The 23,270-nt window shown below is 68.9% G+C and carries 25 protein-coding genes and 4 tRNA genes; 7 read left to right on the top strand and 22 right to left on the bottom strand.

Annotated features, from left to right (window positions below; all coding sequences use genetic code 11):
- Positions 1-32 precede the first annotated feature (32 nt).
- The 9 genes from DL519_RS33205 to rplJ form a co-directional block, all read right to left on the bottom strand.
- On the bottom strand, positions 33-1,223 hold the full coding sequence (locus tag DL519_RS33205; RefSeq protein WP_190820687.1) for an MCE family protein: 1,191 nt from the start codon (positions 1,221-1,223) through the stop codon (positions 33-35).
- On the bottom strand, positions 1,220-2,200 hold the full coding sequence (locus tag DL519_RS33200) for an MCE family protein (RefSeq protein WP_190820685.1): 981 nt from the start codon (positions 2,198-2,200) through the stop codon (positions 1,220-1,222). Before DL519_RS33200 ends, DL519_RS33205 begins: the two co-directional genes overlap by 4 nt.
- On the bottom strand, positions 2,197-3,222 hold the full coding sequence (locus tag DL519_RS33195; RefSeq protein WP_190820683.1) for an MCE family protein: 1,026 nt from the start codon (positions 3,220-3,222) through the stop codon (positions 2,197-2,199). The genes DL519_RS33200 and DL519_RS33195 overlap by 4 nt, the downstream gene beginning before the upstream one ends.
- The gene (locus tag DL519_RS33190; RefSeq protein ID WP_190820681.1) at positions 3,219-4,592 is read right to left on the bottom strand and encodes an MCE family protein; all 1,374 of its coding nucleotides are present in this window, start codon (positions 4,590-4,592) and stop codon (positions 3,219-3,221) included. The genes DL519_RS33195 and DL519_RS33190 overlap by 4 nt, the downstream gene beginning before the upstream one ends.
- A 34-nt stretch (positions 4,593-4,626) precedes the next feature.
- Positions 4,627-5,466 (bottom strand): MlaE family ABC transporter permease, encoded by an 840-nt coding sequence (locus DL519_RS33185; RefSeq protein WP_190820679.1) that lies wholly within the window; start codon positions 5,464-5,466, stop codon positions 4,627-4,629.
- Between the two features lie 42 nt (positions 5,467-5,508).
- The gene (locus DL519_RS33180; protein ID WP_190820678.1) at positions 5,509-6,300 is read right to left on the bottom strand and encodes an MlaE family ABC transporter permease; all 792 of its coding nucleotides are present in this window, start codon (positions 6,298-6,300) and stop codon (positions 5,509-5,511) included.
- Positions 6,297-7,514 (bottom strand): ABC transporter ATP-binding protein, encoded by a 1,218-nt coding sequence (locus DL519_RS33175; RefSeq protein WP_190820677.1) that lies wholly within the window; start codon positions 7,512-7,514, stop codon positions 6,297-6,299. The genes DL519_RS33180 and DL519_RS33175 overlap by 4 nt, the downstream gene beginning before the upstream one ends.
- Positions 7,515-7,771: 257 nt before the next feature.
- Positions 7,772-8,155, bottom strand: coding sequence for a 50S ribosomal protein L7/L12 (gene rplL / locus DL519_RS33170; protein ID WP_190820676.1), 384 nt, complete (start codon positions 8,153-8,155; stop codon positions 7,772-7,774).
- 87 nt (positions 8,156-8,242) lie between these two features.
- Positions 8,243-8,767 carry a 50S ribosomal protein L10 gene (rplJ, locus tag DL519_RS33165; RefSeq protein WP_190820675.1) on the bottom strand — a complete coding sequence of 175 codons (525 nt, stop codon included), beginning with the start codon at positions 8,765-8,767 and terminating at the stop codon, positions 8,243-8,245.
- Between the two features lie 367 nt (positions 8,768-9,134).
- On the opposite strand from rplJ, the gene DL519_RS33160 reads away from it, so the two are divergent.
- Positions 9,135-9,995 (top strand): hypothetical protein, encoded by an 861-nt coding sequence (locus DL519_RS33160; protein ID WP_190824372.1) that lies wholly within the window; start codon positions 9,135-9,137, stop codon positions 9,993-9,995.
- Positions 9,996-10,133: 138 nt separating this feature from the next.
- Here the strand turns inward: DL519_RS33160 and rplA are convergent, their stop codons facing one another.
- The 5 genes from rplA to DL519_RS33135 form a co-directional block, all read right to left on the bottom strand.
- Positions 10,134-10,844, bottom strand: a complete 711-nt coding sequence (rplA, locus tag DL519_RS33155; protein WP_190820674.1) for a 50S ribosomal protein L1 — start codon at positions 10,842-10,844, stop codon at positions 10,134-10,136.
- Positions 10,845-10,924: 80 nt separating this feature from the next.
- Positions 10,925-11,359, bottom strand: a complete 435-nt coding sequence (rplK, locus tag DL519_RS33150) for a 50S ribosomal protein L11 (RefSeq protein ID WP_190820673.1) — start codon at positions 11,357-11,359, stop codon at positions 10,925-10,927.
- 157 nt (positions 11,360-11,516) lie between these two features.
- Complete coding sequence (gene nusG, locus DL519_RS33145) at positions 11,517-12,353, bottom strand: transcription termination/antitermination protein NusG (protein WP_190820671.1); 837 nt, start codon at positions 12,351-12,353, stop codon at positions 11,517-11,519.
- Between the two features lie 82 nt (positions 12,354-12,435).
- On the bottom strand, positions 12,436-12,846 hold the full coding sequence (secE, locus tag DL519_RS33140) for a preprotein translocase subunit SecE (protein WP_010315511.1): 411 nt from the start codon (positions 12,844-12,846) through the stop codon (positions 12,436-12,438).
- A 30-nt stretch (positions 12,847-12,876) separates the two neighbouring features.
- Positions 12,877-12,949, bottom strand: a tRNA-Trp gene (locus tag DL519_RS33135).
- Between the two features lie 207 nt (positions 12,950-13,156).
- On the opposite strand from DL519_RS33135, the gene DL519_RS33130 reads away from it, so the two are divergent.
- The gene (locus DL519_RS33130; protein ID WP_190820669.1) at positions 13,157-14,386 is read left to right on the top strand and encodes a pyridoxal phosphate-dependent aminotransferase; all 1,230 of its coding nucleotides are present in this window, start codon (positions 13,157-13,159) and stop codon (positions 14,384-14,386) included.
- A 129-nt stretch (positions 14,387-14,515) separates the two neighbouring features.
- On the opposite strand, the gene DL519_RS33125 is transcribed toward DL519_RS33130, so the two are convergent.
- The 7 genes from DL519_RS33125 to DL519_RS33095 all read right to left on the bottom strand — a co-directional run bounded on the left by DL519_RS33125 (position 14,516) and on the right by DL519_RS33095 (position 20,410).
- Positions 14,516-14,941, bottom strand: coding sequence for a MaoC family dehydratase (locus DL519_RS33125; protein ID WP_190820667.1), 426 nt, complete (start codon positions 14,939-14,941; stop codon positions 14,516-14,518).
- 136 nt (positions 14,942-15,077) lie between these two features.
- A complete protein-coding gene (locus DL519_RS33120) occupies positions 15,078-15,542 on the bottom strand; it encodes a MaoC family dehydratase N-terminal domain-containing protein (protein ID WP_190820665.1) in 465 nt (154 codons plus the stop codon).
- Between the two features lie 325 nt (positions 15,543-15,867).
- Positions 15,868-16,032, bottom strand: coding sequence for a 50S ribosomal protein L33 (gene rpmG, locus DL519_RS33115; protein WP_010315521.1), 165 nt, complete (start codon positions 16,030-16,032; stop codon positions 15,868-15,870).
- A gap of 66 nt (positions 16,033-16,098) precedes the next feature.
- Positions 16,099-16,174, bottom strand: a tRNA-Met gene (locus DL519_RS33110).
- A 105-nt stretch (positions 16,175-16,279) separates the two neighbouring features.
- Positions 16,280-16,352, bottom strand: a tRNA-Thr gene (locus tag DL519_RS33105).
- 132 nt (positions 16,353-16,484) lie between these two features.
- Positions 16,485-19,118: a putative bifunctional diguanylate cyclase/phosphodiesterase gene (locus DL519_RS33100; RefSeq protein WP_190820663.1), complete on the bottom strand. Its 2,634-nt coding sequence runs from the start codon at positions 19,116-19,118 to the stop codon at positions 16,485-16,487.
- A 311-nt stretch (positions 19,119-19,429) separates the two neighbouring features.
- Positions 19,430-20,410, bottom strand: a complete 981-nt coding sequence (locus DL519_RS33095; RefSeq protein WP_223839868.1) for an alpha/beta hydrolase — start codon at positions 20,408-20,410, stop codon at positions 19,430-19,432.
- A 28-nt stretch (positions 20,411-20,438) separates the two neighbouring features.
- Between DL519_RS33095 and DL519_RS33090 the strand changes: the two genes are divergently transcribed.
- Positions 20,439-20,858, top strand: coding sequence for a TIGR03668 family PPOX class F420-dependent oxidoreductase (locus DL519_RS33090; protein WP_190820659.1), 420 nt, complete (start codon positions 20,439-20,441; stop codon positions 20,856-20,858).
- A gap of 4 nt (positions 20,859-20,862) precedes the next feature.
- Here the strand turns inward: DL519_RS33090 and DL519_RS33085 are convergent, their stop codons facing one another.
- Positions 20,863-21,120 carry a hypothetical protein gene (locus tag DL519_RS33085; protein WP_190820658.1) on the bottom strand — a complete coding sequence of 86 codons (258 nt, stop codon included), beginning with the start codon at positions 21,118-21,120 and terminating at the stop codon, positions 20,863-20,865.
- A 113-nt stretch (positions 21,121-21,233) separates the two neighbouring features.
- Between DL519_RS33085 and DL519_RS33080 the strand changes: the two genes are divergently transcribed.
- From DL519_RS33080 to rfbA, 4 genes are all read left to right on the top strand, one after another.
- A complete protein-coding gene (locus DL519_RS33080) occupies positions 21,234-21,542 on the top strand; it encodes a hypothetical protein (RefSeq protein WP_223839867.1) in 309 nt (102 codons plus the stop codon).
- A 76-nt stretch (positions 21,543-21,618) separates the two neighbouring features.
- A tRNA-Tyr gene (locus DL519_RS33075) sits at positions 21,619-21,700 on the top strand.
- 169 nt (positions 21,701-21,869) lie between these two features.
- Positions 21,870-22,361 (top strand): YajQ family cyclic di-GMP-binding protein, encoded by a 492-nt coding sequence (locus DL519_RS33070; protein ID WP_190820656.1) that lies wholly within the window; start codon positions 21,870-21,872, stop codon positions 22,359-22,361.
- 21 nt (positions 22,362-22,382) lie between these two features.
- The gene (rfbA, locus tag DL519_RS33065; protein WP_190820654.1) at positions 22,383-23,264 is read left to right on the top strand and encodes a glucose-1-phosphate thymidylyltransferase RfbA; all 882 of its coding nucleotides are present in this window, start codon (positions 22,383-22,385) and stop codon (positions 23,262-23,264) included.
- Positions 23,265-23,270: the final 6 nt, after the last annotated feature.

Here is a 23,270-nt window from a genome sequence, read left to right as displayed (position 1 = left end):
TTGCGTCGGTCGGAGACCGAGAAACAGTCCCTTCACCGGGTACCTCCCGCGGTTTGGGTGCCGCTCGCGTCGGCCAGCGGAAGCGGCAGCGGCAGGAGCTTGCCCTTCTGCAGGGCGTTGATGGTTTCCGCCGGGGTCGGCAGCTTCACCACGCCGTCGAGGACCGGCTGCAGCGACGCGCACGCGTCGCTGACGTCCTTCGGCACGTCCCCCGGGTTGTGCTGCCGCAGCAGCTTGCACACCGCCACCAGCGGCGGCTGGTTGAGCTCGTTGATGTTCGCGCGGAAGTCCAGCGTGCCCGCCGCGCCGTTGTAGGCGTTGTTGAGGTTGCTCAGCGCCAGCGGCGCGTTGTTCAGCGATTCGCTGAGCGCCGCCTTCTGCTCCACCAGCACGTTCGCCACCGCATTCAATTGGTCCACATTGGACTTCAGCAGTTCCCGGTTGTCCCGCACGAAGGACTCGACCTTGCCCAGGGCCACGGCCAGCTCAGCGATCGCCGCGCTCATGTTCTGGCGTTCGTCGGCCAGCAGCGAGCTGACCTGCTGCATCTGGGTGTTGAACCGGCGCACCTGGTCGTCGTTCGCGGCCAGCATCGAGGTGAACCGCTGCAGGTTGTCGACGGTGGTGAACAGCTCGTCGCTGTTGCCGGACAACGTCGTCCCGGCCTCGCCGAGGTTGCGGATGGTCTCCGACAGCGCCTTCCCGTTGCCGTCGAGGTTTGCCGCGCCGGTGTTGAGCAGATCGGTCAGCGCGCCGTCGGCGTTGGCGCCGTTCGGCCCCAAGGCCGTGGTGAGGTCGTTGAGGCTGCGGTAGATCTGGTCCAGCTCCACCGGCGTCGCGGTGCGCTCCTTCGGGATCACCGCGCCGTCGGCCATCTCCGGCCCGCCCTTGTAGACCGGGGTGAGCTGCACGTACCGGTCGCTGACCACGCTCGGCGAGACCGACACCGCGGCGGCATCGGCGGGCACCTTCACGTCGCGGTCCACGCTCATCACGACGCGCACCAGCCGGCCCTGCGGCACCACTTCGTCGACGATGCCCACCGGCACCCCGAGGATCCGCACGTCGCCGCCCGGGTAGATGCCCACGGCGGCGCTGAAGTACGCGGTGACCTTCCGCTCGGCGGCCCCGAAGAACAGCCACCACACCCCGACGGTCGCGGCGAGCACGACCACCACGGCGATCGACAGAACCCGGGTCAGCGACGGGCGTGCGCTGGTCATGGCTGGCAGCCCTTCTGGTTGATCGGACCGACGGCCGGCGGCAGCAGGCCGCAGACGTAGGTGTCGAACCAACGGCCGTTGCCCAGCACGTTGGAGAACAACCTGGTGAACGGGGCGAACAGCTCGAGGCTCCGGTTCAGGTTGTCCTGGTTGCGTTGCAGCATCTTGGTGACCCGGTCCAGCTGCTGCAGGGTCGGGCCGATCTGCGCGGCGTTGTCGTCAACCAGCCCGCTGAGCTGCGCGGACAACTTGCGGGTGCCGTCCAGCAGCCCGCCGATCGAGTCCCGCCGGGCCCGGATCTCCTGCAGCAGCAGGTTGCCGTCGGCCAGCAGCTTCTCGAAGTCGCCGTTGCGGTCGGCGATCGTCTTGGACACCTGCGCGGTGTTGTTGAGCAGGTGCTCCAGCTGCTCGTCGCGGGAGGAGATGGTCTGCGACAGCTGCGACAGCCCGTTGAGGGCGCCGCTGACGTCGTCGGGCGTGCCCTTGAAGGTGCCGGACAGCGTGCGGAAGCTCTCCGCGAGCTGCCTGGTGTCAATTTTGTCCACTGTGGACGAGAGGTCGCTGAACGCCTCGACGACGTCGTAGGGCGACATGGTGCGCTGCAGCGGGATCGGGTCGGACGGCGAGAGCTCCTCGCCGCCCTGCGGATCCAGCGCCAGGTACTTCTGGCCGAGCAGCGTCTTGATCCGGATCGCGGCGGTGGTGTGGTCGCCAAGCCACGCGTCGCCGACCCAAAAGCTGACCAGCACGTGGTCGTCCTCGATCTCCACGTCGGAGACGGTGCCGACCTTCACCCCGGCGATGCGCACCTCGTTGTCCGGGCGCAGCCCGGCGGCCTCGGTGAACTGCGCGGTGTAGGTGGTGCCGCCGACCAGCGGCAAGCGCTCGAAGTTCAGCGCGAGCAGGAACATCAGCACCAGCACCAACAGTCCGGCGATGCCGATCTTGAGCGGGTCGCGCTGGGAGAATGCGGTCATCGCTGGCACCTCGGCTGGGTCACCGGCATCAGCGGCAGCGGCAGGCTCAGCTTGCCGACGCCGACCGTGCCGCTCGCCTTGCACATGTAGAAGTTGAACCAGGAGCCGTGGCTGGCGGTGCGGCCGATCGTCTCCAGCTTGCCCGGCATGTTCCGCAGCACCTGGTCGGTGAGCGCCTCGTGGTCGTTGAGGTTCTTCGACAGGTCACCGAGCCCCGCGATGTCCTGCTGCAACCCCGGCCGCGCCTCGGTCAGCAGGCCCGCGGTGCTGTTGGTCAGCCCGTCCATCGCGGTGATCGCGTCGCCGATCGAGTCCCGGTCCGCCGACAGCCCGGACACCACCTGCTGCAGCCGGCCGATCAGCTCCGACAGCTCCTGGTCGCGGGCGTTGACGGTGTCGAGCACGCCGTTGAGGTTGTCGATGACCTGCCCGATCACCTGGTCCCGGGAGGCGATCGTCGACGTCAGCGAGGCGGTGTGGGCCAGCAGGCTCTCCACCGTGCCGCCCTCGCCCTGCAGCACCTGGATGATCTCGTAGGAGAGCTTGTTGACGTCCTCCGGCGAAAGCGCCTGGAACAGCGGCTTGAACCCGCCCAGCAGCACGGTCAGGTCCAGCGCGGGCTTGGTGCGCTCCAGGGGGATCTGGCCGCCCGCGGGCAGGAAACCGCCGGTGTTGCCGGCGCCCTGCTCCAACGCGATATAGCGCTGGCCCACCAGGTTCCGGTACTTGATGGTGGCGGTCACCGAGCTCGGCAGCCGCCGGTCGGCGACGTTGAACCGCACCTCGGCCAGCCGCTTGTCGACCACCTCGATGCTCTCGACCTGGCCGACCTTCACCCCGGAGATGCGCACCTCGTCGCCCTCGTTGAGGTTCGTGACGTCGGTGAACCGCGCCGTGTAGGACTCCGACGCGCGCAGGTCCCGGTTGGCGATGGTCAGCACCAGCAACCCGGTGGCCAGCACTGTGACCTGCACGAAGATCAGGAACTTCACCAACGGCGCGGTGATGCTGCGTCCATTCACCGGTAGCTCACCTCCGCTCCGCGGAGTACGGGCCCGACCAGCAGCGAGCCCCAGTCCGGCACCTCACTCGCGGGGCGCCCCAGCGCGGGCGCCAGCAGCACCGACACCATGTCCCGCTCCGCCGGGGAGTTCACCCAGGCCGTGGACTGCGACGAGGTGCTCGCCGGCAGGTAGCCCCGGCCCATCGACGGCGGGTTCAGGCCGCCGTTGGCCGGCCGCGACGCGGGCGGCGGCACCGAGCCGTCCTTGAACGGCCCGTCCGGCGGGTACTCGGGCGGCGGAATGAAGTCGTAGCAGCGCGGCCCCCGCTTGTCGGCGAACTCCGGCTCGTCCTGGTTCGGCACGTACTTGCCGCGGGTCGCGACGACCTCCATGGTGACGTGCAGGCCCGGTTCGGCGGTGCCCTCGCCGAACGCCTGCCGTATCCGCGGCACGAACTCCGCCATCTCCTGCAGGAAGCACGGGTACTCGGGCGCGTACTTGGCCAGCACGTCCAGCGTCGGCCGCTGCGACTCGCCGAGCCGGATGATGTTCTCCCGGTTATCCCGCAGGAACCCGGTCAGGTCACCGGAGCTGGTGGTCAGCTGCCCGGTCAGCGCGGTCAGGTTCTCCCGCTGCGCCACCAGGGTTCGGGCGGTGGTGCTGAAGTTGTCCAGCGCCTCCAGCACATCCGGCGCGGCCTGCTCGTAGGTCTGCGCGACGCCGACTAGTTCCTTCAGGTTCTCCCGCAGGTCCGGGACCGACGGGTTGAGCCCGTCCAGGTAGGTGTTCAGCTGCGACAGCGTCTCGCCCAGCGGCTTGCCGCGCCCGGACAACGCCTGGTCCAGCGCGTTCAGCGTGACGGCCAGGTCGTCCGGGTGGATGGCCTGCAGCACCGGCATCGTGTCGGCCAGCACCTGCTCCAGCTTGATGCCCGCGCGGGTGCGGTCCGGCTCGATCACGTCACCGGAGGCCAGCGGCCGGGTCGAGGCCTGCTCCGGCAGCTCCAGCGCGACGTACCGCTCGCCGAACAGCGTCCGCGGCAGCAGCCGCGCCGACACGTTCGACGGCAGCTGCTCCGCCCGCTCCGGGTCCAGCGCCAGCCGCAGCTCGGCACCGTCCCCTGTGGACGTCACGCTCACCACCCGGCCGACGACCATGCCGCGCACCTTCACGTCCGAATCGGGCAGCAGCTGGTTCCCGGTGGACGAGGCCTTCAGCACAATGTCCACACTGGACGCGAAGGCCTTCTGGTAGATCGCCACGGTCAGGCTGACGAACAGCACCATGCACAGCAGCAGCGCGAGACCCAGGGCGCGGCGCCGCAGTGTTTTGCGGGACACCCGCACCCGGTCGGCTTTCATGAGCGGGCGGCGAAGATTATCGCTCATGACGCCTCCGTTGTGGTCAACGCACTTCTGGTACTCATCCGGTGATCCGAACCGTCGTCGTGGTGCCCCAGATCGCGAGGCTGAGGAAGAAGTCGAGCAGTGCCGTGGTCACGATCGCGGTCCGCACGGCGCGGCCCACCGCGACGCCGACCCCGGCCGGGCCGCCGCTGGCGCGGTAGCCGTAGTAACAGTGCGTCATGATCACCACCACGCTGAAGACGAGCACCTTCCCGAAGGACCACAGCACGTCCTCAGGCGGCAGGAACAGGTTGAAGTAGTGGTCGTAGGTGCCCGCGGACTGGCCGTAGACGTAGATCGTGACGGCGCGGGCGGCGATGTAGGACGTCAGCAGGCCCAGCACGTACAGCGGGACGACCGCGATGAACCCGGCCATCACCCGCGTGGTCACCAGGTACGGCAGGCTCGGCACGCCCATGACTTCCAGCGCGTCGATCTCGTCGGAGATCCGCATCGCGCCCAGCTGCGCGGTGAAGCCGGAACCGACCGTGGCCGACAGCGCCAACCCCGCCACCAGCGGCGCGATCTCGCGGGTGTTGAAGTACGCGGAGACGAACCCGGCGAACGCCGAGGTGCCGAGCTGGTCCAGCGCCGCGAACCCCTGCAGGCCCACCACCGTGCCGGTGAACAGCGTCAGCCCGATCATCACGCCGACCGTGCCGCCGATCACCGCCAACGCGCCGCTGCCGAAGCTCACCTCGGCCAGCAGCCGCAGCGTCTCCTTGGTGTAGCGGGTGATCGCCCACGGGATCCACGCCAGCGACCGCAGGTAGAACGACATCTGGTCGCCCAGGTCGTCCAGCATCTCCAGCGGCCGCCGGGCCGCGCGCTTCGCGCGCTGCGAAACCGTCACCATGTCAGGCCCGCCTGGCATTCGGGGATCAGGCTCGTCCGCATGTCACATTCCCTTTGCCGGCACGAGTTGCAGGTAGAGCGTGGTCAGGACGAAGTTGACCGCGAACAGCAGCAGGAAGGTGATCACCACCGACTGGTTCACCGCGTCGCCGACCCCCTTCGGGCCGGGCGGCGGGTGCAGGCCGCGGTACGCCGCCACGACTCCCGCCAGGAATCCGAAGATCACCGCCTTCAACTCGCCGATCCACAGGTCCGGCAGCTGCGCCAGCGCGTTGAAGCTCGCCATGTACGCGCCGGGCGTGCCGCCCTGCATGATCACGTTGAACGTGTAACCGCCAACCACGCCGACCACGCTGACCATGCCGTTGAGCAGCAGCGCGACCAGCATCGCGGCCAGCACCCTCGGCACCACCAGCCGCTGGACCGGCGAGATGCCGAGGACCTCCATCGCGTCGATCTCGTCCCGGATCTTCCGGGACCCCAGGTCCGCGCAGATCGCCGAACCACCGGCCCCGGCGATCAGCAGCGCGGTCACGATCGGGCTGGCCTGCTGGATGATCGCCAGCACGCTCGCCGCGCCGGTGAACGACTGCGCGCCGATCTGCCTGGTCAGCGAGCCGAGCTGGAGCGCGATCACGGCACCGAACGGGATGGACACCAGCGCGGTCGGCAGGATCGTCACGCTGGCGATGAACCAGCACTGCTGGATGAACTCGCGGATCTGGAACGGCCGGCGGGGCATCGCCCGGACCACGTCCAGCGCGAGCGCGAACAGCCGGCCGGTCTCCCGCAGTCCGCCCGCGCCCGGGAACCGCACCTGGGACGGCGTGCTCACTGCGCACCCCGCTTGCGGCCGAACCAGCGGCGCCGCGGCGTCTCGACCAGTTCCTCCGGCTGGGACCCGGCGGCCCACGGCGGCACCTCCGACTCCGGTTCCGGTTCGGGCTGCGGCTGCCGGGGGTACGGCGTGGGGCGCGGCTGCGGCGGCACGTCGGCGACCTGCGCCGGGAGTAACCGGTCCGGCTGGGCCTGCACCGGCTCGGTGCGCTGCGGCCACGATCCCGTCGCGGGCGCCGAGAAGCCGTAGAGCGCCAGCTCGTCCGGGGTGAGGGTCTTCAGGATCTCCTGCTGCGCCGACGGGGACAGCATCCGCAACTGGCGCAGCACCCGGTCCTTGCGGCGGCGCACCGCGGTCCGCTCCGGCAGGCCGGGCGAGACGTCCAGCTGCGGCATCATCGGCGGGACGCTGACCTCGCTCAGCCGCGCGAGGTCGGTCTCCCCGACGTCCTTCTCCTCGCTCATCCCGATCGGGCCGTCCGGGCGACCGTTGAGGAACTGCACCACCGCCGGCTCCGCCGAGGTCAGCAGCACCTCGCGTGGGCCGAACATCACCAGGTTTCGGCGGTAGAGCATGCCGATGTTGTCCGGCACCGTCCGGGCGGTGTTGATGTCGTGGGTGACGATCAGGATCGTGGCGTCGATCTGCGCGTTCAGGTCGACGATCAGCTGGTTCAGCAGCACGGTGCGAACCGGGTCGAGACCGGAGTCGGGCTCGTCGACCAGGATGATCTCGGGGTCCAGCACCAGCGCCCGGGCCAGCCCGGCCCGCTTGCGCATACCACCGGAGATCTCGCCGGGCAGCTTCTCCTCGGCGCCGATGAGACCGACCATCTCCATCTTCTCGAGCACCACGCTGCGGATCTCGGATTCGCTCTTGCGGGTGTGCTCGCGAATCGGGAAAGCGATGTTGTCGTACAGGTTCATCGAACCGAACAGCGCGCCGTCCTGGAACAGCACGCCGAAAAGCTTCCGGATCTCGTACAGGTCGTGTTCCGAACACATGCAGATGTCCACCCCGTTGATGACCACCTTGCCGTGCTCCGGCTTCAGCAGTCCAACCAGGGATTTCAGGAAAACCGACTTCCCGGTTCCGGAAGGACCCAGCAGGACGCTTATCTCACCGGGAGGAAGCGTCAGCGTGACATCCCGCCAGATGGCCTGCGCGCCGAAGGACTTCGACAGTCCGTCGACAACCACCTCGACGCCCATCCGAACCTCCGCGTTCCTCGGTTTCGCCCCACCGTTCGTTCCCGGAAAGGCAGCCTGGCACATGTGACGCGCTTAACGAAGGCCGTCGGCGTCACACCTGTGCAACGAGCCCGACGCGAACGGGTTACTCGCGAGTTCACTTGGATTCGAACGGACGCAAGATTTGTCCGGTAGACGCAATTCCGCAATTCCCCGAAACAAAAGAAGGCGGGCACCCGCAACAGCGAGTGCCCGCCTTCTTACAGCGAGTCAGATGCTCACTTGAGGGAGACCGAAGCGCCGGCCTCTTCCAGCTTGGCCTTGGCCTCGTTGGCCTTCTCCTTGTCGACCTTCTCCAGGATCGGCTTCGGGGCGCCCTCGACGAGCTCCTTGGCCTCCTTCAGGCCCAGGCCCGAGACAATCTCGCGGACGACCTTGATGACCTGGATCTTCTTTTCGCCGGCACCCTCGAGGACGACGTCGAACTCGTCCTGCTCCTCAGCGGCCGGGGCAGCGCCGGCGGCCGGGCCGGCCATGACCGCGGCCGGGGCGGCGGCGGTGACGTCGAAGGTCTCCTCGAACTGCTTCACGAACCCCGACAGCTCCAGGAGGGTCATCTCCTTGAAGACGTCCAACAGCTCTTCGTTGCTCAGCTTCGCCACGGCGGCGTTCCTTTCCGTTTGATGCCCGGGCACCGGCAGTGTCCGGGTGGGGTTCTTCTACGACCGACAACCACGTCCACTGGGGACTCAGGCGTCGGCGTCGCCCTTCTTCTCCTGCAGGGCGACAGCCAACCGAGCCACCTGGGTCGCCGGCGCGGCGAACAGCGCGGCGGCCTGGCCCATCTTGGCCTTCATGGCACCGGCCAACTTGGACAGGGTGACCTCGCGGGAGTCGAGCTCGGCAATGCTCTCGACCTCGTTCACGGACAGCGCGCGGCCGTCCATGTAACCGCCCTTGATCACCAGGGCATTGTTGTCCTTGGCGAATTCACGCAGAGCCTTGGCCGCGTCGACCGGCTCGCCCTCCACGAAGGCGATCGCGGTCGGGCCGACGAACAGGTCGTCGAGGCCCTCGACGCCGGACTGCTCGGCGGCACGCTTGACCAGCGTGTTCTTCGCGACACGGTACGTCGCGCCCACACCGAGGGCACGGCGCAGCTCAGACAGCTGCGCCATGGACAGCCCGCGGTACTCGGTCACGACTGCAGCGGTCGCGGTGTTGAACCGCTCCGCGATCTCGCTGACCGCATCAACCTTGTCGGGCTTCGCCATGTCGCCTCCTCTCTATTTCCGACTGTGATCCGCATCCAGCCGGTCCTGAGACGACAAAACGCCCCGGCACAGAAAGCACGGGGCGTCAAGATCATGGGCGCGCTGAGCACGCAACGATAGCCTCGTCCCTCCTGCGCGGGCCGCCCGCATCTCACGGGACCTTAGTTCTCCCCGCCCCTCGCGGAGCACGGAGAAGACCAGCGGTCTTGGGTGGAACCTCGACCAGAATACGCGACCCGATTCCACGCCCGCCAGGCACCCCGGTTCCTGCGGGTACTAGACCTTCCCGATGAAGTTCGCAGTTCGCGGCGCGCGCCCGCGAGATACCGGATCACCGGTGGTGACCTCGGCGCCACGGGCGGGCATCATGTGGGGCGTGGCTGATCAGAACGAGTCGCACCGCCCGGAGCCCGGCGCCAACCTGCCGGCGAAACCGCACTCGGCGGAGGTTGTCGACGCCGAAGTCGTGGAGAGCTCGGTCGCCGAAAGCGACGTCGTGGCCGCCGATCCGCCCACAGCCCCGCCCGTCGGCCCGCAGCAACCCGCCGACGACGCGGAATTCCGCCAGTACCAGCAGTTCCGGGAATTCCAGAAGTTCCGCGAATGGCAGCAGTCGCAAGGCCGCGACGTCGCGCCCCCACCTCCCGCCGCGCCCCCGGCGGCGACGCCGAAGAAGCCCTGGTGGAAGCGGGCGCTGGGACTGCTGCGCTACAAGCTGGTCCGCCGCCTCATCTACTTGCTGCTGGCCCTGCTGCTGCTCAACTACCTGTACAACAGCCTGACCACTTCCTTCTTCGGCGGCTCCGGCGGCGACAGCACCGGCACCGGCAGCAACGGCGTGCCGATCGACTCGGTGCCGGTGAAGTCGGAGAACCCGCAGCAGGCGGTGCGCGGCGTCTACAACTGGCTGCGCGGGCCGAGCCCGGAGCGGACCTGCGACCTGTTCGACGCCACGGGCAAGTCCGGCTTCGCCGCCGCCCACCAGGCCCCGGACTGCGCCACCGCGGCGCGCCAGGTGCACGGCCAGATCAGCGACCCGAACGCCTACGCCAACCCGAAGTTCGACCACAACGCGGTGACGATCGTCGGCCCGGAGGCCCAGGTCCTCGGCTGCCGGATGCAGGTCAACGGCGGGCCCCGGCTCGGCAGTTTCAAGCTCACCCAACAGCCCGACGGCGGCTGGGCGATCAGCGCCTACACCCTCCAAACCTCCAGCTGCGGCGGCTGATCGACGAGGATCGCGCAATTTCGCGAGAAATTGACCTTCACCCGGGTGAAGGTCAATTTCTCGCGAAATTGGCCCCGCCAGCGAGAAGGGCGGGCCGCTCCGGGGAGCGGCCCGCCCTTCTCGGCGGAACTTCGGGTATCAGGCCGAGGCCGTGATGCCGCGAGTCGCGTTCGGGTCGACCGGGACGCCCGGGCCCATCGTGGTGCTGAAGGTGACCTTCTTCAGGTACCGGCCCTTCGACACCGACGGCTTGGCACGCAGGATCTCGTCCAGCGCCGCCGCGTAGTTCTCCACCAGCTTTTCGGTGTCGAAGGACACCTTGCCGATGATGAAGTGCAGGTTCGCCTGCTTGTCGACGCGGAAGTTGATCTTACCGCCCTTGATGTCCGCGACCGCCTTGGTAACGTTCGGGGTGACGGTGCCGGTCTTCGGGTTCGGCATCAGGCCGCGCGGGCCGAGCACCCGAGCGATCTTGCCGACCTTGGCCATCTGGTCCGGGGTGGCGATCGCCGCGTCGAAATCGAGCCAGCCGCCCTGAATGCGCTCGATCAGGTCCTCGGAACCAACCGCGTCCGCCCCGGCGGCCTCGGCCTCGGCGGCCTTGTCCCCGACGGCGAACACGATGACGCGGGCAGTCTTACCAGTGCCGTGCGGCAGGTTCACGGTGCCGCGGACCATCTGGTCTGCCTTGCGGGGGTCGACGCCCAGCCGCAGCGCCACCTCGACGGTGGCGTCGTACTTGACCTTGGCGGTCTTCTTCGCCAGCTCGGCCGCTTCCGTCGGCGCGTACAGCCGCGCGCGATCGATCAGCTCGGCCGCCTGCTGGTATGCCTTGCTGCGCTTTGCCATTTCTGTCCCTATCCCAGGTGGATCAGTTGTGGTTGGTCGGGCTGCGCTGGAGCCCTCCCACACGCCGTTTCCGGCTTCGGTCAGCCCTCGACCGTCAGGCCCATCGACCGGGCGGTGCCGGCGATGATCTTGGCGGCCTGATCGATGTCGTTGGCGTTGAGGTCCGACATCTTGGTCTGCGCGATCTCGCGGACCTGGTCCATGGAGACCTTGCCGACCTTGGTCTTGTGCGGCTCGCCGCTGCCCTTGGCCACGCCCGCCGCCTTGAGCAGCAGCTTGGCCGCCGGCGGGGTCTTCAGCGCGAAGCTGAAGGAGCGGTCTTCGAACACGGAGATCTCGACCGGCACGACGTTGCCACGCTGGTTCTCCGTAGCGGCGTTGTAGGCCTTGCAAAACTCCATGATGTTGACGCCGTGCTGACCCAGCGCCGGGCCGACGGGCGGGGCCGGGTTGGCCTGGCCGGCCTGGATCTGCAGCTTGATGATCGCTGCGAGCTTCTTCTTCTTGGGCGGCATGTTTGCTTCCTGTGTCTTCGCTATCCGGTTGCCCGGCCCCACCTAGTGGCGGGGCCGAATCTGGCGAGACCACGAAACGGTGGCTTCGCCCGGTTCTGCGCGCGGGTCCTGCCAGATCCGCGCGCAGCCGCCGCGCTCCCGCACCGCGGGAGGGCGGTCAGATCTTGGAAACCTGGTTGAACGACAGCTCAACCGGGGTTTCGCGGCCGAAGATCGACACCAGCACCTTGAGCTTCTGGGCGTCCGGGTTGACCTCGTTGATCGTCGCGGGCAGCGTCGCGAACGGCCCGTCCATGACGGTCACCGACTCGCCGACCTCGAAGTCGACCTCGACCGCGGGCTTGGCGGCGGCTTGCGCGCCGCCCTTCTTGCCCGGCTCGGCCTTCTTCTCGACCTGCGGCGCGAGGAACTTCAGCACCTCGTCGATGGTCAGCGGCGACGGCTTGGAGGTGGCGCCAACGAAGCCGGTGACACCCGGCGTGTTGCGCACCGCGCTCCAGGACGCGTCGTTGAGCTCCATCCGAACCAGGATGTAGCCGGGCAGCACCTTGCGCTGCACCAGCTTGCGCTGGCCGTTCTTGATCTCGGTGACCTCTTCGGTCGGCACCTCGACCTGGAAGATGAAGTCCTCGACGTCGAGCGTCTGGGCCCGCGTTTCGAGGTTGGTCTTGACCTTGTTCTCGTAGCCCGCGTAGGAATGCACGACGTACCAGTCGCCGGGCGCGCGTCGCAGCGCTGCGCGCAGCTCCTCGACCGGGTCGGGCTCCCCGGCCGCTTCCTCACCGGCTTCGCCGGTCTCGTCAGCATCCGGGGCCTCCTCGGCCTCGGCTGGCGCCTCGGTCTCGTCGGCCGAACCGGTGTCCTCGCCGGAGTCGGCGCCGTCGGCGGAATCGACTGCGTCGACCGAGTCCGCGGTCGCCTCGGCCTGCTCGGCCTCGGGCTGCACCTGCTCGTCGGTGAGGCCGGTGGATTCCTGGCCCTCGTGGGAGGTCACAGTCGGTCTCGCTTCCTCTCGTGCGTTGCGTGCCGGGTCGTCGTTCCGCCGCCGGCACCACCTAGCGCGGGGCCGGAGATGTTCAGCCGGAGCCGAACAGCCAGCCCACACCCTTGGCGAAGAGCACGTCCACGCCGGCCACGAACGCCACCATGATGCTGACGAAGACCAGCACCACGAGGGTGTAGGTCGCCAGCGCCTTGCGCGTCGGCCAGATGACCTTGCGCAGTTCGGCGACGACCTCACGCAGGAAGCGTCCGATCTTCCGGAACAGCGAAACCCGGCCCTGTCGGCCATCCCGCGACGGGGTTGGCCGACCCTTCGACTCAGTTGTGCGGGTCGAGTTCGCTTCAGCCGAACCCGACTCGCCGGACCGGCCCTTGCGGCCGGCCGGGCGGGCGGAAGCGCGGCGCTCGCGCCGCGCCGCGGCGCTGGACGGACGGGCGGCGTTCTCGCGCGCTCCGTCCTGCTCCTGCTCGCGGTCCTCGCTCACGCCCATCCTCCGCTCACCGTCGCATCGACGCAGGGGTGACAGGACTTGAACCTGCAACCTGCGGTTTTGGAGACCGCTGCTCTGCCAATTGAGCTACACCCCTTTGCGGCCCTAGAACTCGACCGCATTCGGGACGCCCACCACCGGCCGTGGAACCGGGGTTCCACGGTGTTCAGGCATCCCAGGTACGAAAGTGTACGGCACGCCGACGACCTTGCTCCAACGGCACCCCCCGGTACGGGTCCATGAATAACTTCGCCGCTGGTGGGGAGCGTGTCCGACGACACGCCGGGTCTGTCAGGATGCTGTCATGGCCGCACCTCAGACAGACCAAGGGACCAAGGCGCGGGTGTCCGCGCGGATCGGCGGGATCAGCGAGTCCGCCACGCTGGCCGTGGACGCCAAGGCGAAGGCGCTCAAGGCCGCCGGCCGGCCGGTGATCGGCTTCGGCGCCGGTGAGCCGGACTTCCCGACGCCGCAGCCGATCGTCGACGCCGCGATCGCCGCCTGCTCCGATCCGAAGAACCACCGCTACAGCCCGGCAGCCGGCCTGCCGGAGCTGCGCGAGGCCATCGCCGCGAAGACCCTGCGCGACTCCGCCTACACCGTGCAGGCCAGCCAGGTGTTGGTGACCAACGGCGGCAAGCAGGCCGTCTACCAGGCGTTCCAGACGCTGCTCGACCCAGGCGACGAGGTACTGCTACCGGCGCCGTACTGGACCACCTACCCGGAGGCGATCACCCTGCCGGGTGGTGTTCCGGTGGTGGTGCCCGCCGACGAGTCGACCGGCTACCTGGTGTCCGTCGAGCAGCTGGAGGCCGCGCGGACCCCGCGCACCAAGGTGCTGCTGTTCAACTCGCCGTCCAACCCGACCGGCGCGATCTACCCGCCGGAGCAGGTCGAGGCGATCGGCCGCTGGGCCGTCGAGCACGGCATCTGGGTGGTCACCGACGAGATCTACGAGCACCTGGTCTACGGCGACGCGCGGCACGTGTCGATGCCCGCCGTGGTGCCGGAGCTCGCCGACACCTGCGTGGTGCTCAACGGGGTCGCCAAGACCTATGCCATGACCGGCTGGCGGGTGGGCTGGATGATCGGCCCGCCGGACGTCATCAAGGCCGCCACGAACCTGCAGTCGCACCTGTCATCGAACGTCGCCAACGTCTCGCAGCGGGCCGCGCTGGAGGCCGTCAGCGGATCGCTGGACGCGGTGCTGGAGATGCGCTCGGCGTTCGACCGCCGCCGCCGCAAGATCGTCGAGCTGCTCTCGGCGATCCCCGGCGTCAGCTGCCCGGAGCCGCAGGGCGCGTTCTACGCGTACCCGTCGGTGAAGGGCCTGCTGGGCAGGGAGATCCGCGGCGTCCGCCCGCAGACGAGCGTGGAGCTGGCGAGCCTGGTCCTGGAGCAGGCCGAGGTCGCGGTGGTGCCGGGCGAGGCCTTCGGCACGCCGGGCTACTTCCGCCTCTCCTACGCCCTTGGTGACGAGGACCTCGTCACCGGTGTGGCCCGGATGGCAGAACTCCTCGGCGAAGCCAAGTAGTCGTTCAACGGGTGAAGGGCACCTCCAGCCGGCGTCGCCGGTCGGAGGTGCCCTTCACTTTTAACGCGATCGAGGGCGCGTGCGACCCGTTCGTGGGTCGAGTGGGGCACTCGCGCCCTGGTTATTCGGTCACTCGGAGAGGCGGACGGTGGCCGTGGCGCCGCCGAGGACTCCTTGGTCCGCGCTGCGGGCCGTGATGTTGACCTTGACCGTGCCGTCCTCGTTCTTTTTCGCGATCTTGCCCGACACCTCGACCAGCGCGCCGGCGCCGTCGTCGGGGACCACGACGGGCCGGGTGAACCGCACGCCGTAGTGCACGATCGCGCCCGGATCGCCGGTCCACTCGCTGACCAGGCGACCGGCGACGGCCATCGTGAGCATGCCGTGGGCGATCACGTCCGGCAGACCGACCTCGGTGGCGAACCGCTCGTTCCAGTGGATCGGGTTGAAGTCGCCGGAGGCACCCGCGTAGCGGACCAGGTCGGCGCGGGTGAGCGGCACGCTCAGCCCCGGGAGCTGGTCGCCGACGGCGACCTCGGACATCCGCGCGCTCATGCCAGTTCCGCCTCTCCGCGTTTCACAGTTGTGGTTACGTCCGGCTCAATCTCGCATTTCGCGGTTTCTTGTGGCTGGTTTGCGTCACGTTCCCCTGAGGTGCGGTTGAGGAGGACTCGGGTTGACACAGGGCTACTCATGCGCCCTCCCCCTCTTCGGTGGTGCCGCGGGCTACCAGCGTCGACTTCGCGGTGCACACCGGCTCGCCGTCGACGGTGCCGATCTCGGCCCGCACCGTCAGGAAGTCGTTGCCCGCGCGGGCCTTGATGCCGTCCACGTGCACCACCGTGACGAGCCGGTCACCGGCCCGGATCGGCCGGTGGTGGGTGAAGTCCTGCTGGCCGTGCACCACGCGGCTGTAGTCCAGGCCGAGCTGCGGGTCCTCGACGATCGCGTCGTGCGCGGCCATCGAGAGGATCACCGCGAAGGTCGGCGGCGCGATCACGTCCGGGTATCCGGCGGCCTTGGCGGCGTCGGCGTCGCGGTACAGCGGGGAGTCGTCCTTGATCGCCGCGGCGAACTCGCGGATCTTCTCCCGGCCCACCTCGTAGGGCGCGGTGGGCGGGTACTCACGTCCGATGAATGACTGGTCAAGCGGCACGCCCGCAGGCTACCCGACCAGGTGAAGGACACCCGCGCCCAAGCAACCGGAGCACGGGCGCCCCTCACCAAACCCAATCCAGGCGGCGATCCACGCGGCGCCTTCGCTCACTACGATCACCTGGTGCCGGAATGCAAGAAGCCCGCCCCCTGTTGGGGACGGGCTCGAAGCTTCGACCAAGAGCTGGTCGATGATCAGGCCGGGGGACGGCACCCCACGCGAGGAGCCGACCACCGCACCGTGCGGGCTTGGGGGCTCGGCCCCCAATAACACCCTGACCGAGCCCCGGCGAAGCGCGAAGCACGAGCAGGGCCCACCCGATCGGTCAGCGGGTTTCCTTGTGCAGCTTGTGCGTACCGCAGTTCGGGCAGAACTTCTTCATCTCCAAGCGGTCCGGGTCGTTGCGCCGGTTCTTGTTGGTGATGTAGTTGCGGTGCTTGCACTCCTCGCACGCCAGCGTGATCTTGGGTCGAACGTCGGTGGCGGCCACGGGGGTGCCTCTCTGTCTCGGTGGTACTCCGGAACGGTTCGCTGGAGACCCGAGCGAACCCGTGACTGGTAGCGGTGGCCGGACTTGAACCGGCGACACAGCGATTATGAGCCGCTTGCTCTACCGACTGAGCTACACCGCCATGCTGGAAACCTAGGTGCACGCACCTGGCGTCTCAGCCGACGCAGGATATCCCACGCAAAACAGCCACAGCACCCAGTTTACCGAGCACCGCAGCTGCCTTTCGAGCCCCAATACGGAATCGAACCGTAGACCTTCTCCTTACCATGGAGACGCTCTGCCGACTGAGCTATTGGGGCGTTTCCTTGCGGAACGTCTAGAACTTTACACACCACCCGCACCCCCTCGAAACAGGGGGTCCGTTCATGCGAAAACACTGGTCACGGCGCGGTTTTCGGGCCAGGATCGGCAGCAACCACCGAAAGCCAGCCTCAGTGCAGGAGTGTGAGGACGGTCTCGGATCGGGCACCGCGGTCGCGCTTGGTGCGGGCCTGCAGCCACGCCTCGAACCGCTCCTCGGACAGCGGCCGCGAGATCAAGTAGCCCTGGGCGACGTCGCAGCCCATCTTCACGAGCTGGTCGCGCGCGGCGTCGTCCTCCACGCCCTCGGCGACCACCGCCAGGTCCAGCGAGTGCCCGAGCTCGACGATGGAGCGGACCACGGCCATGTCGCCGAGGTTGGTACCCATGCCGAGCACGAAGCTCTTGTCGATCTTCACCTCGTCCACCGGCAGCTGCCGCAGGTAGGCCAGCGACGAGTACCCGGTGCCGAAGTCGTCCACCGCCAGCACCACGCCCATCGCGTGCAACCGGCGCAGCAACGGCAGCGAGCGCTCCGGGTCGGCCATCACGCCGGACTCGGTCAGCTCGAAGGTGAGCAGCTCCGGCGGGATGTCGTGGCGCAGCAGCGCCTCGCCGACCCGGTCCGGGAAGGTCTCGTCGGCGAGGTTGTGCACCGACAAGTTCACCGCCACCGACATCCGCAACCCGCGGTCCATCCACTGCCGGATCTTGACCAGCGAGCACTCCATGACGAAAAAGGTGAGCGCGTCGACCAGGCCGGTCGCCTCCACCAGCGGCACGAACTCGTCCGGGTCCAGCCGCCCGTACTCCGGGTGCGACCAGCGCACCAGCGCCTCGGCGCCCACCACCTGGCGGACAGGCAGCGCGACCTTCGGCTGGTAGTGCACCTCGACCTGTCCGGAGTCCAGCGCCTGCCGGAACTGGGTGACCAGCTGGAAGCGGCGCAGGAAGACCTGGCCCATCGCGGGGGCGTAGCCGCGCACGCCGTCCTCGCCGTTGCGGGCCGCCCGGACCGCGACATCGGAGCGCTGCAGGAGGGTGTCGATGTCGGTCTCGCACTCGCCGTCCGCAGGCGCGGACGAGGCGTACCCGGCGACGCCTGCGGCCTCCACCACGATGCGGTCCAGCGGGTACGGCTCGGCGATCACCTCCCGCAGATGCCGGGCGAACCCGTGCGCCTGGGCCTCGCTGTGGTCCAGCAGGAGCACCGCGAAGGAGTTCGCTTCGAGCCGGGCCAGCGGCGCCTCTCCCAGCGCCTCCTGCATCCGCCGCCCGGCGGCGACGATCATCCGGTCGCCCCAGGTGTAGCCGAGGGCCTCGCTGACCGTGGTGAGCACGTCGAGGTCCACCCGCAGCACGACCGCGGTACGCCCGTTGTGCAGTTCCGCGGCCGCCATCTCGCGGAATCCGGTGCGGTTGAGCAGTCCGGTCAGCGGATCGTGGTAGGCGTCGTGGCGCAGCCTCGCGAGCAGCCGCCGGTTGTCCATCGCGGTCGCGAGATGGCTCGCCAGGGTGTGCAGCAGCCGCACGTCGGCCCGGCCGAAGCCGCGCCACCGGCTGACCCGGTCGTGCACCTCGACGGCACCGAGCAGCTGGCTCGCGCCGCGCAGCGGCACGACCAGCGCCTCGTACGCGCCGCGTTGGCGCAGCGCCCGCCGCACCTCTTCGGGCGCCTCCAGCGTCCGGAAGGAACGCACGTGGCTGCCCGGCAGCTGGAGCAGCGGGTCGTCGCGCAGCGCCGAGGGCGCGGCCTGTTCCGCCAGCTCGGGCAGCGGTTCGCCCGCGACCAGCATGCTGACCTCCCCGCTGGGGTTCAGCCGCAGCCGCAGCACCACCCGGGTCGCGTTGAGCTGCTCCCGGATCCGCTCCGCGACTGGCTCCCACTCGCTGACCGACACCTCCGGCTCGCCGGCGACGGAGTCGGACGGGCCGTGCGGGGCGGTCTGCCCGGAGCGGGCCACACTGAGGCTGACGTCGCTGAGCGCCTCCAGGTCGCGCTGCTCGCGCAGCAGGCCGGAGTAGGCGCGGTACAGGCCGATCACGGCCACCGCGACCAGCGCCACCAGCAGCCAACCCCACGGGGTGCTGATCGAGACCTCGTAGCCGACCAGGCCGACCGACGTGTTGAGCAGGCCCACTGCCAGCGTGTTCACCGCGAGCCGCACCCCCGCGGACACCCGCATCGCGCCGCCCAGCACGTGCAGCGCGGCGAGCGCGAAAGCGCAGCTGACCAGCGGCGAGGTCAGGGTTCCGATGACCGGGCCGAACCAGGCCGGGGCCACCCCGGTCAGCGCCAAGCTGACCGCGTTCGCCACCGCGAACGGCACCGCGATCTCCAGGCACAGCACGCCCGCGTTGTAGACCACGTGGGTGGCCGCACGACGCCCGACCTGCGCACCGAGCCCGGCCAGCAGGTTCGCCGCGAGCACCACCTCGAACGGCACCGTCAGCAGCCCGAGGATCAGCGGAATCTCGGTGAACGAGATGGTCCAGCCGACCCGCTTCACGTCGACGTCGATGGTCAGCTGTTCGGCCAGCAGGAAGCCCATGGCCAGCAGCGGCCCGATGAACAGCAGGTCGGAGCGGTATTGGAAGGGCAACCACGCCGAGGTCGCCGCGGAGGCGAGCACGCCGACGACGAGCACCACGAAGGAGAAGCCGGTGAACATCCGGCGCCGGACCGGATCCACCTCGGCGCGCACCGGCGGGCGAGCAGCTTCTAGGTTGGATTGCGGAGCGAGGGAGCGGTGACGCTCGATCATCCACGCTCCTCCCACCCGGTGGCACGGGCGCACCCACACGATTGCCGTCGCCGATCGTGACGCACTACAGCACGGATCACCAGGGGCCAATGGCTCCCGTCGGATGTGCCGGACGCACGCACCGGCGTTGATCCACGTGGTCCGCGATGGCATGATCGCCCGGCGCCGCGAGTTGACCTGCAAAGATATGACAGCTTTCAACTAGCACCACGATCCGTGGGGCTTCGCGAAGCGCGAGCGCAGCACTTTGTGATGATCCCCGCAGCAACCGATCGGTCCGAACACCGTACGCAATCGACGGAAGCGGACCGTTACTGCTGCAGCCCGAACTCGTCCAGGAAATCCCGGATCGCGCAGTCCAGATCGGCCAGCCCCGATTCCTCCACCGGGAGGTGGCCGGCGCCCTTGAGCGACGCGAAGCGGGTGGGCGCGGCGATCCGGTCGAAGAACTGCCGGGACAACAGCGACGGCGTCCACCGGTCTTCGTCGGGGTGCGCCAGCAGCAGCGGCGGCCCCGCGGAGTCCTCCGGCGCCACGGCCGGCGGCGCGGCCAGGCAGCTGCGGGCGAAGCCGAGCGTCAGCCAGCTCCCGCCGCCGATGGTGTCGGCCCACACCAGGTTGGCGAACTGGCCGTGGTTGGACGCCGCGGCGATGTTCGACAGCCAGTGCACCGGGACCCGCACCGTCGAGAACGGCTTCGGGATCAGCGCCAGCAGCCCGGCCCACTGGGCCATTTCCGGCCGGGCCGCGAGCCGCCGCCGGACCTCGTCGCGCTGCGGGTCGGCCAGGCAGGTGGCGATGACCCCGGCCACCGTGCCGCCGGCCTTGGCGGCGACGTCGTAGGCGAGCCGGCCGCCGGTGCTGATGCCGAGCAGCACGATCGGCCGTTCGTCGCGGGACCGCTCGTGCTCGACCAGGTCGAGCACGCAGGACACCCAGTCCTGGTAGGTGATGCCACGCCGGGGCGTGGAGGTCAGGCCGAAGCCGGGCAGGTCGGGGGCGATGAATTCGAGGTCCACCAGCGACGGCAGCCGCCCGTACGGGGCGAGCATGCGGCCGTAGGTGCCAACTCCGTGCAGCGCGATCAGCTTGGTCGGCGCTTGCGGGCGGGCGATGCGGTCGAGGTGCACCACGGTGCCGCGCCACGGCAACCACTGCTCGGCGGGCGCGTTCTCCTCGGTGATCCGGAGCGCACCGGGGAAGAAGTCCTGGTAACGGAGCCAGTACTGCTGATCGCGGTAGCCGGGGCCGACGACGGTGGCGGACCCTGGGGTGGATGGAGCCGAAGGCACACTTCGAACATACGGACCGGACCGGACGATGCGCATCAGCCAACAGCAGGCACGCAACTGGTTCGCGCAGGCTCGGGTGGCACGCCTGGCCAGCGCCGATGAGCTGGGACGACCGCACCTGGTGCCGGTCGTCTTCGTGACGCGCGGGGATGTGATCGTCACCGCAGTGGACCGGAAGCCGAAGCGGACCGCGAACCTCAAGCGGCTGCGCAACATCGCGGCGAATCCGCGGGTGGCTCTGCTCGTGGACCACTACGAGGACGACTGGTCCCGCCTGTGGTGGGTCCGCGCCGACGGCGAGGCCGAGTTGGCCGAAAGCGCCGCGCACCCGGACTTGCTCGCCGCGCTCGTGGCGAAGTACCCGCAGTACCGGGAGACCCCGCCGACCGGCACGCTGATCATGGTCCGGGTCACGTGCTGGAGCGGCTGGGCCTTCGCAGAGCGGTGAGCGCTCACCGGTGCTTTCGCTCCAGGTGGACGACATCCGAGTCGAGGTCGAGCGGGCCGCCGGCCTCGCGGTCGTCCTCCTTCACGACCTCCACCCAGGCGAGCTGCTCGAGCTGGTGCTTGGCCCCCGCGCTGAACAGGCCCTCGACGCCCAGCGCGGCGGAGGCCGTCCGGCGCTGCTCCACAGATCGCTCGCCGGGGGGCTGCTCAGCAGCGCGCCGCTCCCGCCGCCGCTTCGCGCGACCTGCTCGGTCAATGGCCATGCATCCAGGCTAGTCGGGCATCTGCGCTGCTGACGGCGCTGCCGACAATGCGCCAAACGCCCGCCCGGCCGGACCGACGACCGCCGGAGGTGGGTCAACTAGGCTGCGGTTCCGTGCCCGATCCGTACTTTGTCCTGGTCAGCACGGCGGAACTCGCGGACCTGGCGAGCGCGCTGGAGGTCGTCGACGGCCACGCCGAGCTCAACCACCGCTACCGCAAGCTGATCGCCGACTCCCGCCAGGTCCTGGCGGCCGACGAGATCCGCCTCACCCAGGCCCGCGGCCTCGCCAAGCGGCTGATGGTACTGGTCAAGGCAGCCGGCCCGGGTTTCCGCGACGGACTGCCTGAGGTGGCCCGCACGGCGCTCGACGTGGGCCTGACGCAGGCTGACGCGCTCGTCTTCCGTCCCGAGGAGGATTGAGCGGGGAACCCCCTGCGAAACCGGTGGCAGGTGGTATGTATTCTTTTCTTCGCAAGCCAGCAATGCTGGCGCGCACGCCAGGTTGCCCGAGCGGCCAAAGGGAGCTGACTGTAAATCAGCCGGCATTGCCTTCGGAGGTTCGAATCCTCCACCTGGCACCCACAAAACCGACCCCGTGACCAGACGACCTGGTGGCGGGGTTGGTTTTTTTTGCGCACCGGGCACGCCGGGCATCGCGACCGGGACCAAGCCCACAGCGCCGCCCGGTAGCGTGTATCCGCAGATGATTCGCAGATCCGCTGCTGCGGCCCAACGGGAGGTAGACAGGTGGCAAACCCGTCCTTCGACGTGGTGAGCAAGGTGGACCACCAAGAGGTGGACAACGCGCTGAACCAGGCGGCCAAGGAGCTCGCCAACCGGTTCGACTTCCGCGGCACCAGCTCCAAGATCCAGTGGTCCGGCGAGGAAGCCGTGGTGCTGGAGTCGGAGACCGAGGAGCGCTGCAAGGCTGCCATCGAGGTCTTCAAGGAGAAGCTGATCAAGCGAGGCATCTCGCTGAAGGCGCTGGACATGGGCGAGCCCGCCAGCTCCGGCCAGACCTACAAGGCCACCGGCAAGGTCGTGCAGGGCATCTCGCAGGACGTCGCGAAGAAGATCTCCAAGAAGATCCGCGACGAGGGCCCGAAGGGCGTGCAGGCCCAGATCCAGGGCGAGCAGCTGCGGGTGTCCGGCAAGAAGAAGGACGACCTGCAGGCCGTGATCCAGCTGCTGAAGTCGAGCGACTTCGACGTCGCGCTCCAGTTCGAGAATTTCCGGTAATCCACCACTGGAGGTATCCGGGTGAAGGGGATCGTGCTGGCGGGTGGCAACGGGACTCGGCTGCATCCGCTGACGCAGGCCGTGTCCAAGCAGCTGCTCCCGGTCTACGACAAGCCGATGATCTACTACCCGCTGTCGGTGCTGATGCTGGCCGGCATCCGGGACGTGCTGCTGATCTCGACCCCGGCCGACATGCCGTTGTTCCAGCGGCTGCTCGGGGACGGGTCGCAATTCGGCATCCAGATCGAGTACGCCGAGCAGGCCCAGCCCAACGGGCTCGCCGAGGCGTTCGTGATCGGTGCCGACTTCGTCGGCGACGACTCGGTGGCGCTGGTGCTCGGCGACAACATCTTTTACGGGCAGGGCTTCTCCGGGATCCTCCAGCAATGCGTCCGGGACCTCGACGGCTGCACGCTGTTCGGCTACCCGGTCCGCGACCCGCAGCGCTACGGCGTCGGCGAGGTGGACGACGACGGTCGGCTGGTGTCCATCGCGGAGAAGCCGGAGCAGCCGAAGTCCAACATGGCCATCACCGGCCTGTATTTCTACGACAACGACGTGGTGCGCATCGCCAAGGGGCTCGCGCCGTCGGCCCGCGGCGAGCTGGAGATCACCGACGTCAACCTGGCCTACCTGCAGGAGGGCCGGGCGCACCTGACCAAGTTGGGCCGCGGTTTCGCCTGGCTGGACACCGGGACCCACGACTCGCTAGTGGAGGCCTCGCAGTTCGTGCAGGTGCTGGAGCACCGGCAGGGCGTGCGGATCGCCTGCCTGGAGGAGATCGCCCTGCGCATGGGCTACATCTCGGCCGACGACTGCTTCGCACTGGGCGCGAAGCAGGCCAAGTCGGGCTACGGCGAGTACGTCATGGACGTCGCCCGCAACTCCGGCGCGCGGGGCTGACCGAGG

Source organism: Saccharopolyspora pogona (assembly GCF_014697215.1).
Classification (GTDB): domain Bacteria; phylum Actinomycetota; class Actinomycetes; order Mycobacteriales; family Pseudonocardiaceae; genus Saccharopolyspora; species Saccharopolyspora hattusasensis.
The sequence above is the reverse complement of the archived record's forward strand: the minus strand, read 5'-3'. Positions and strand labels throughout refer to the sequence as shown.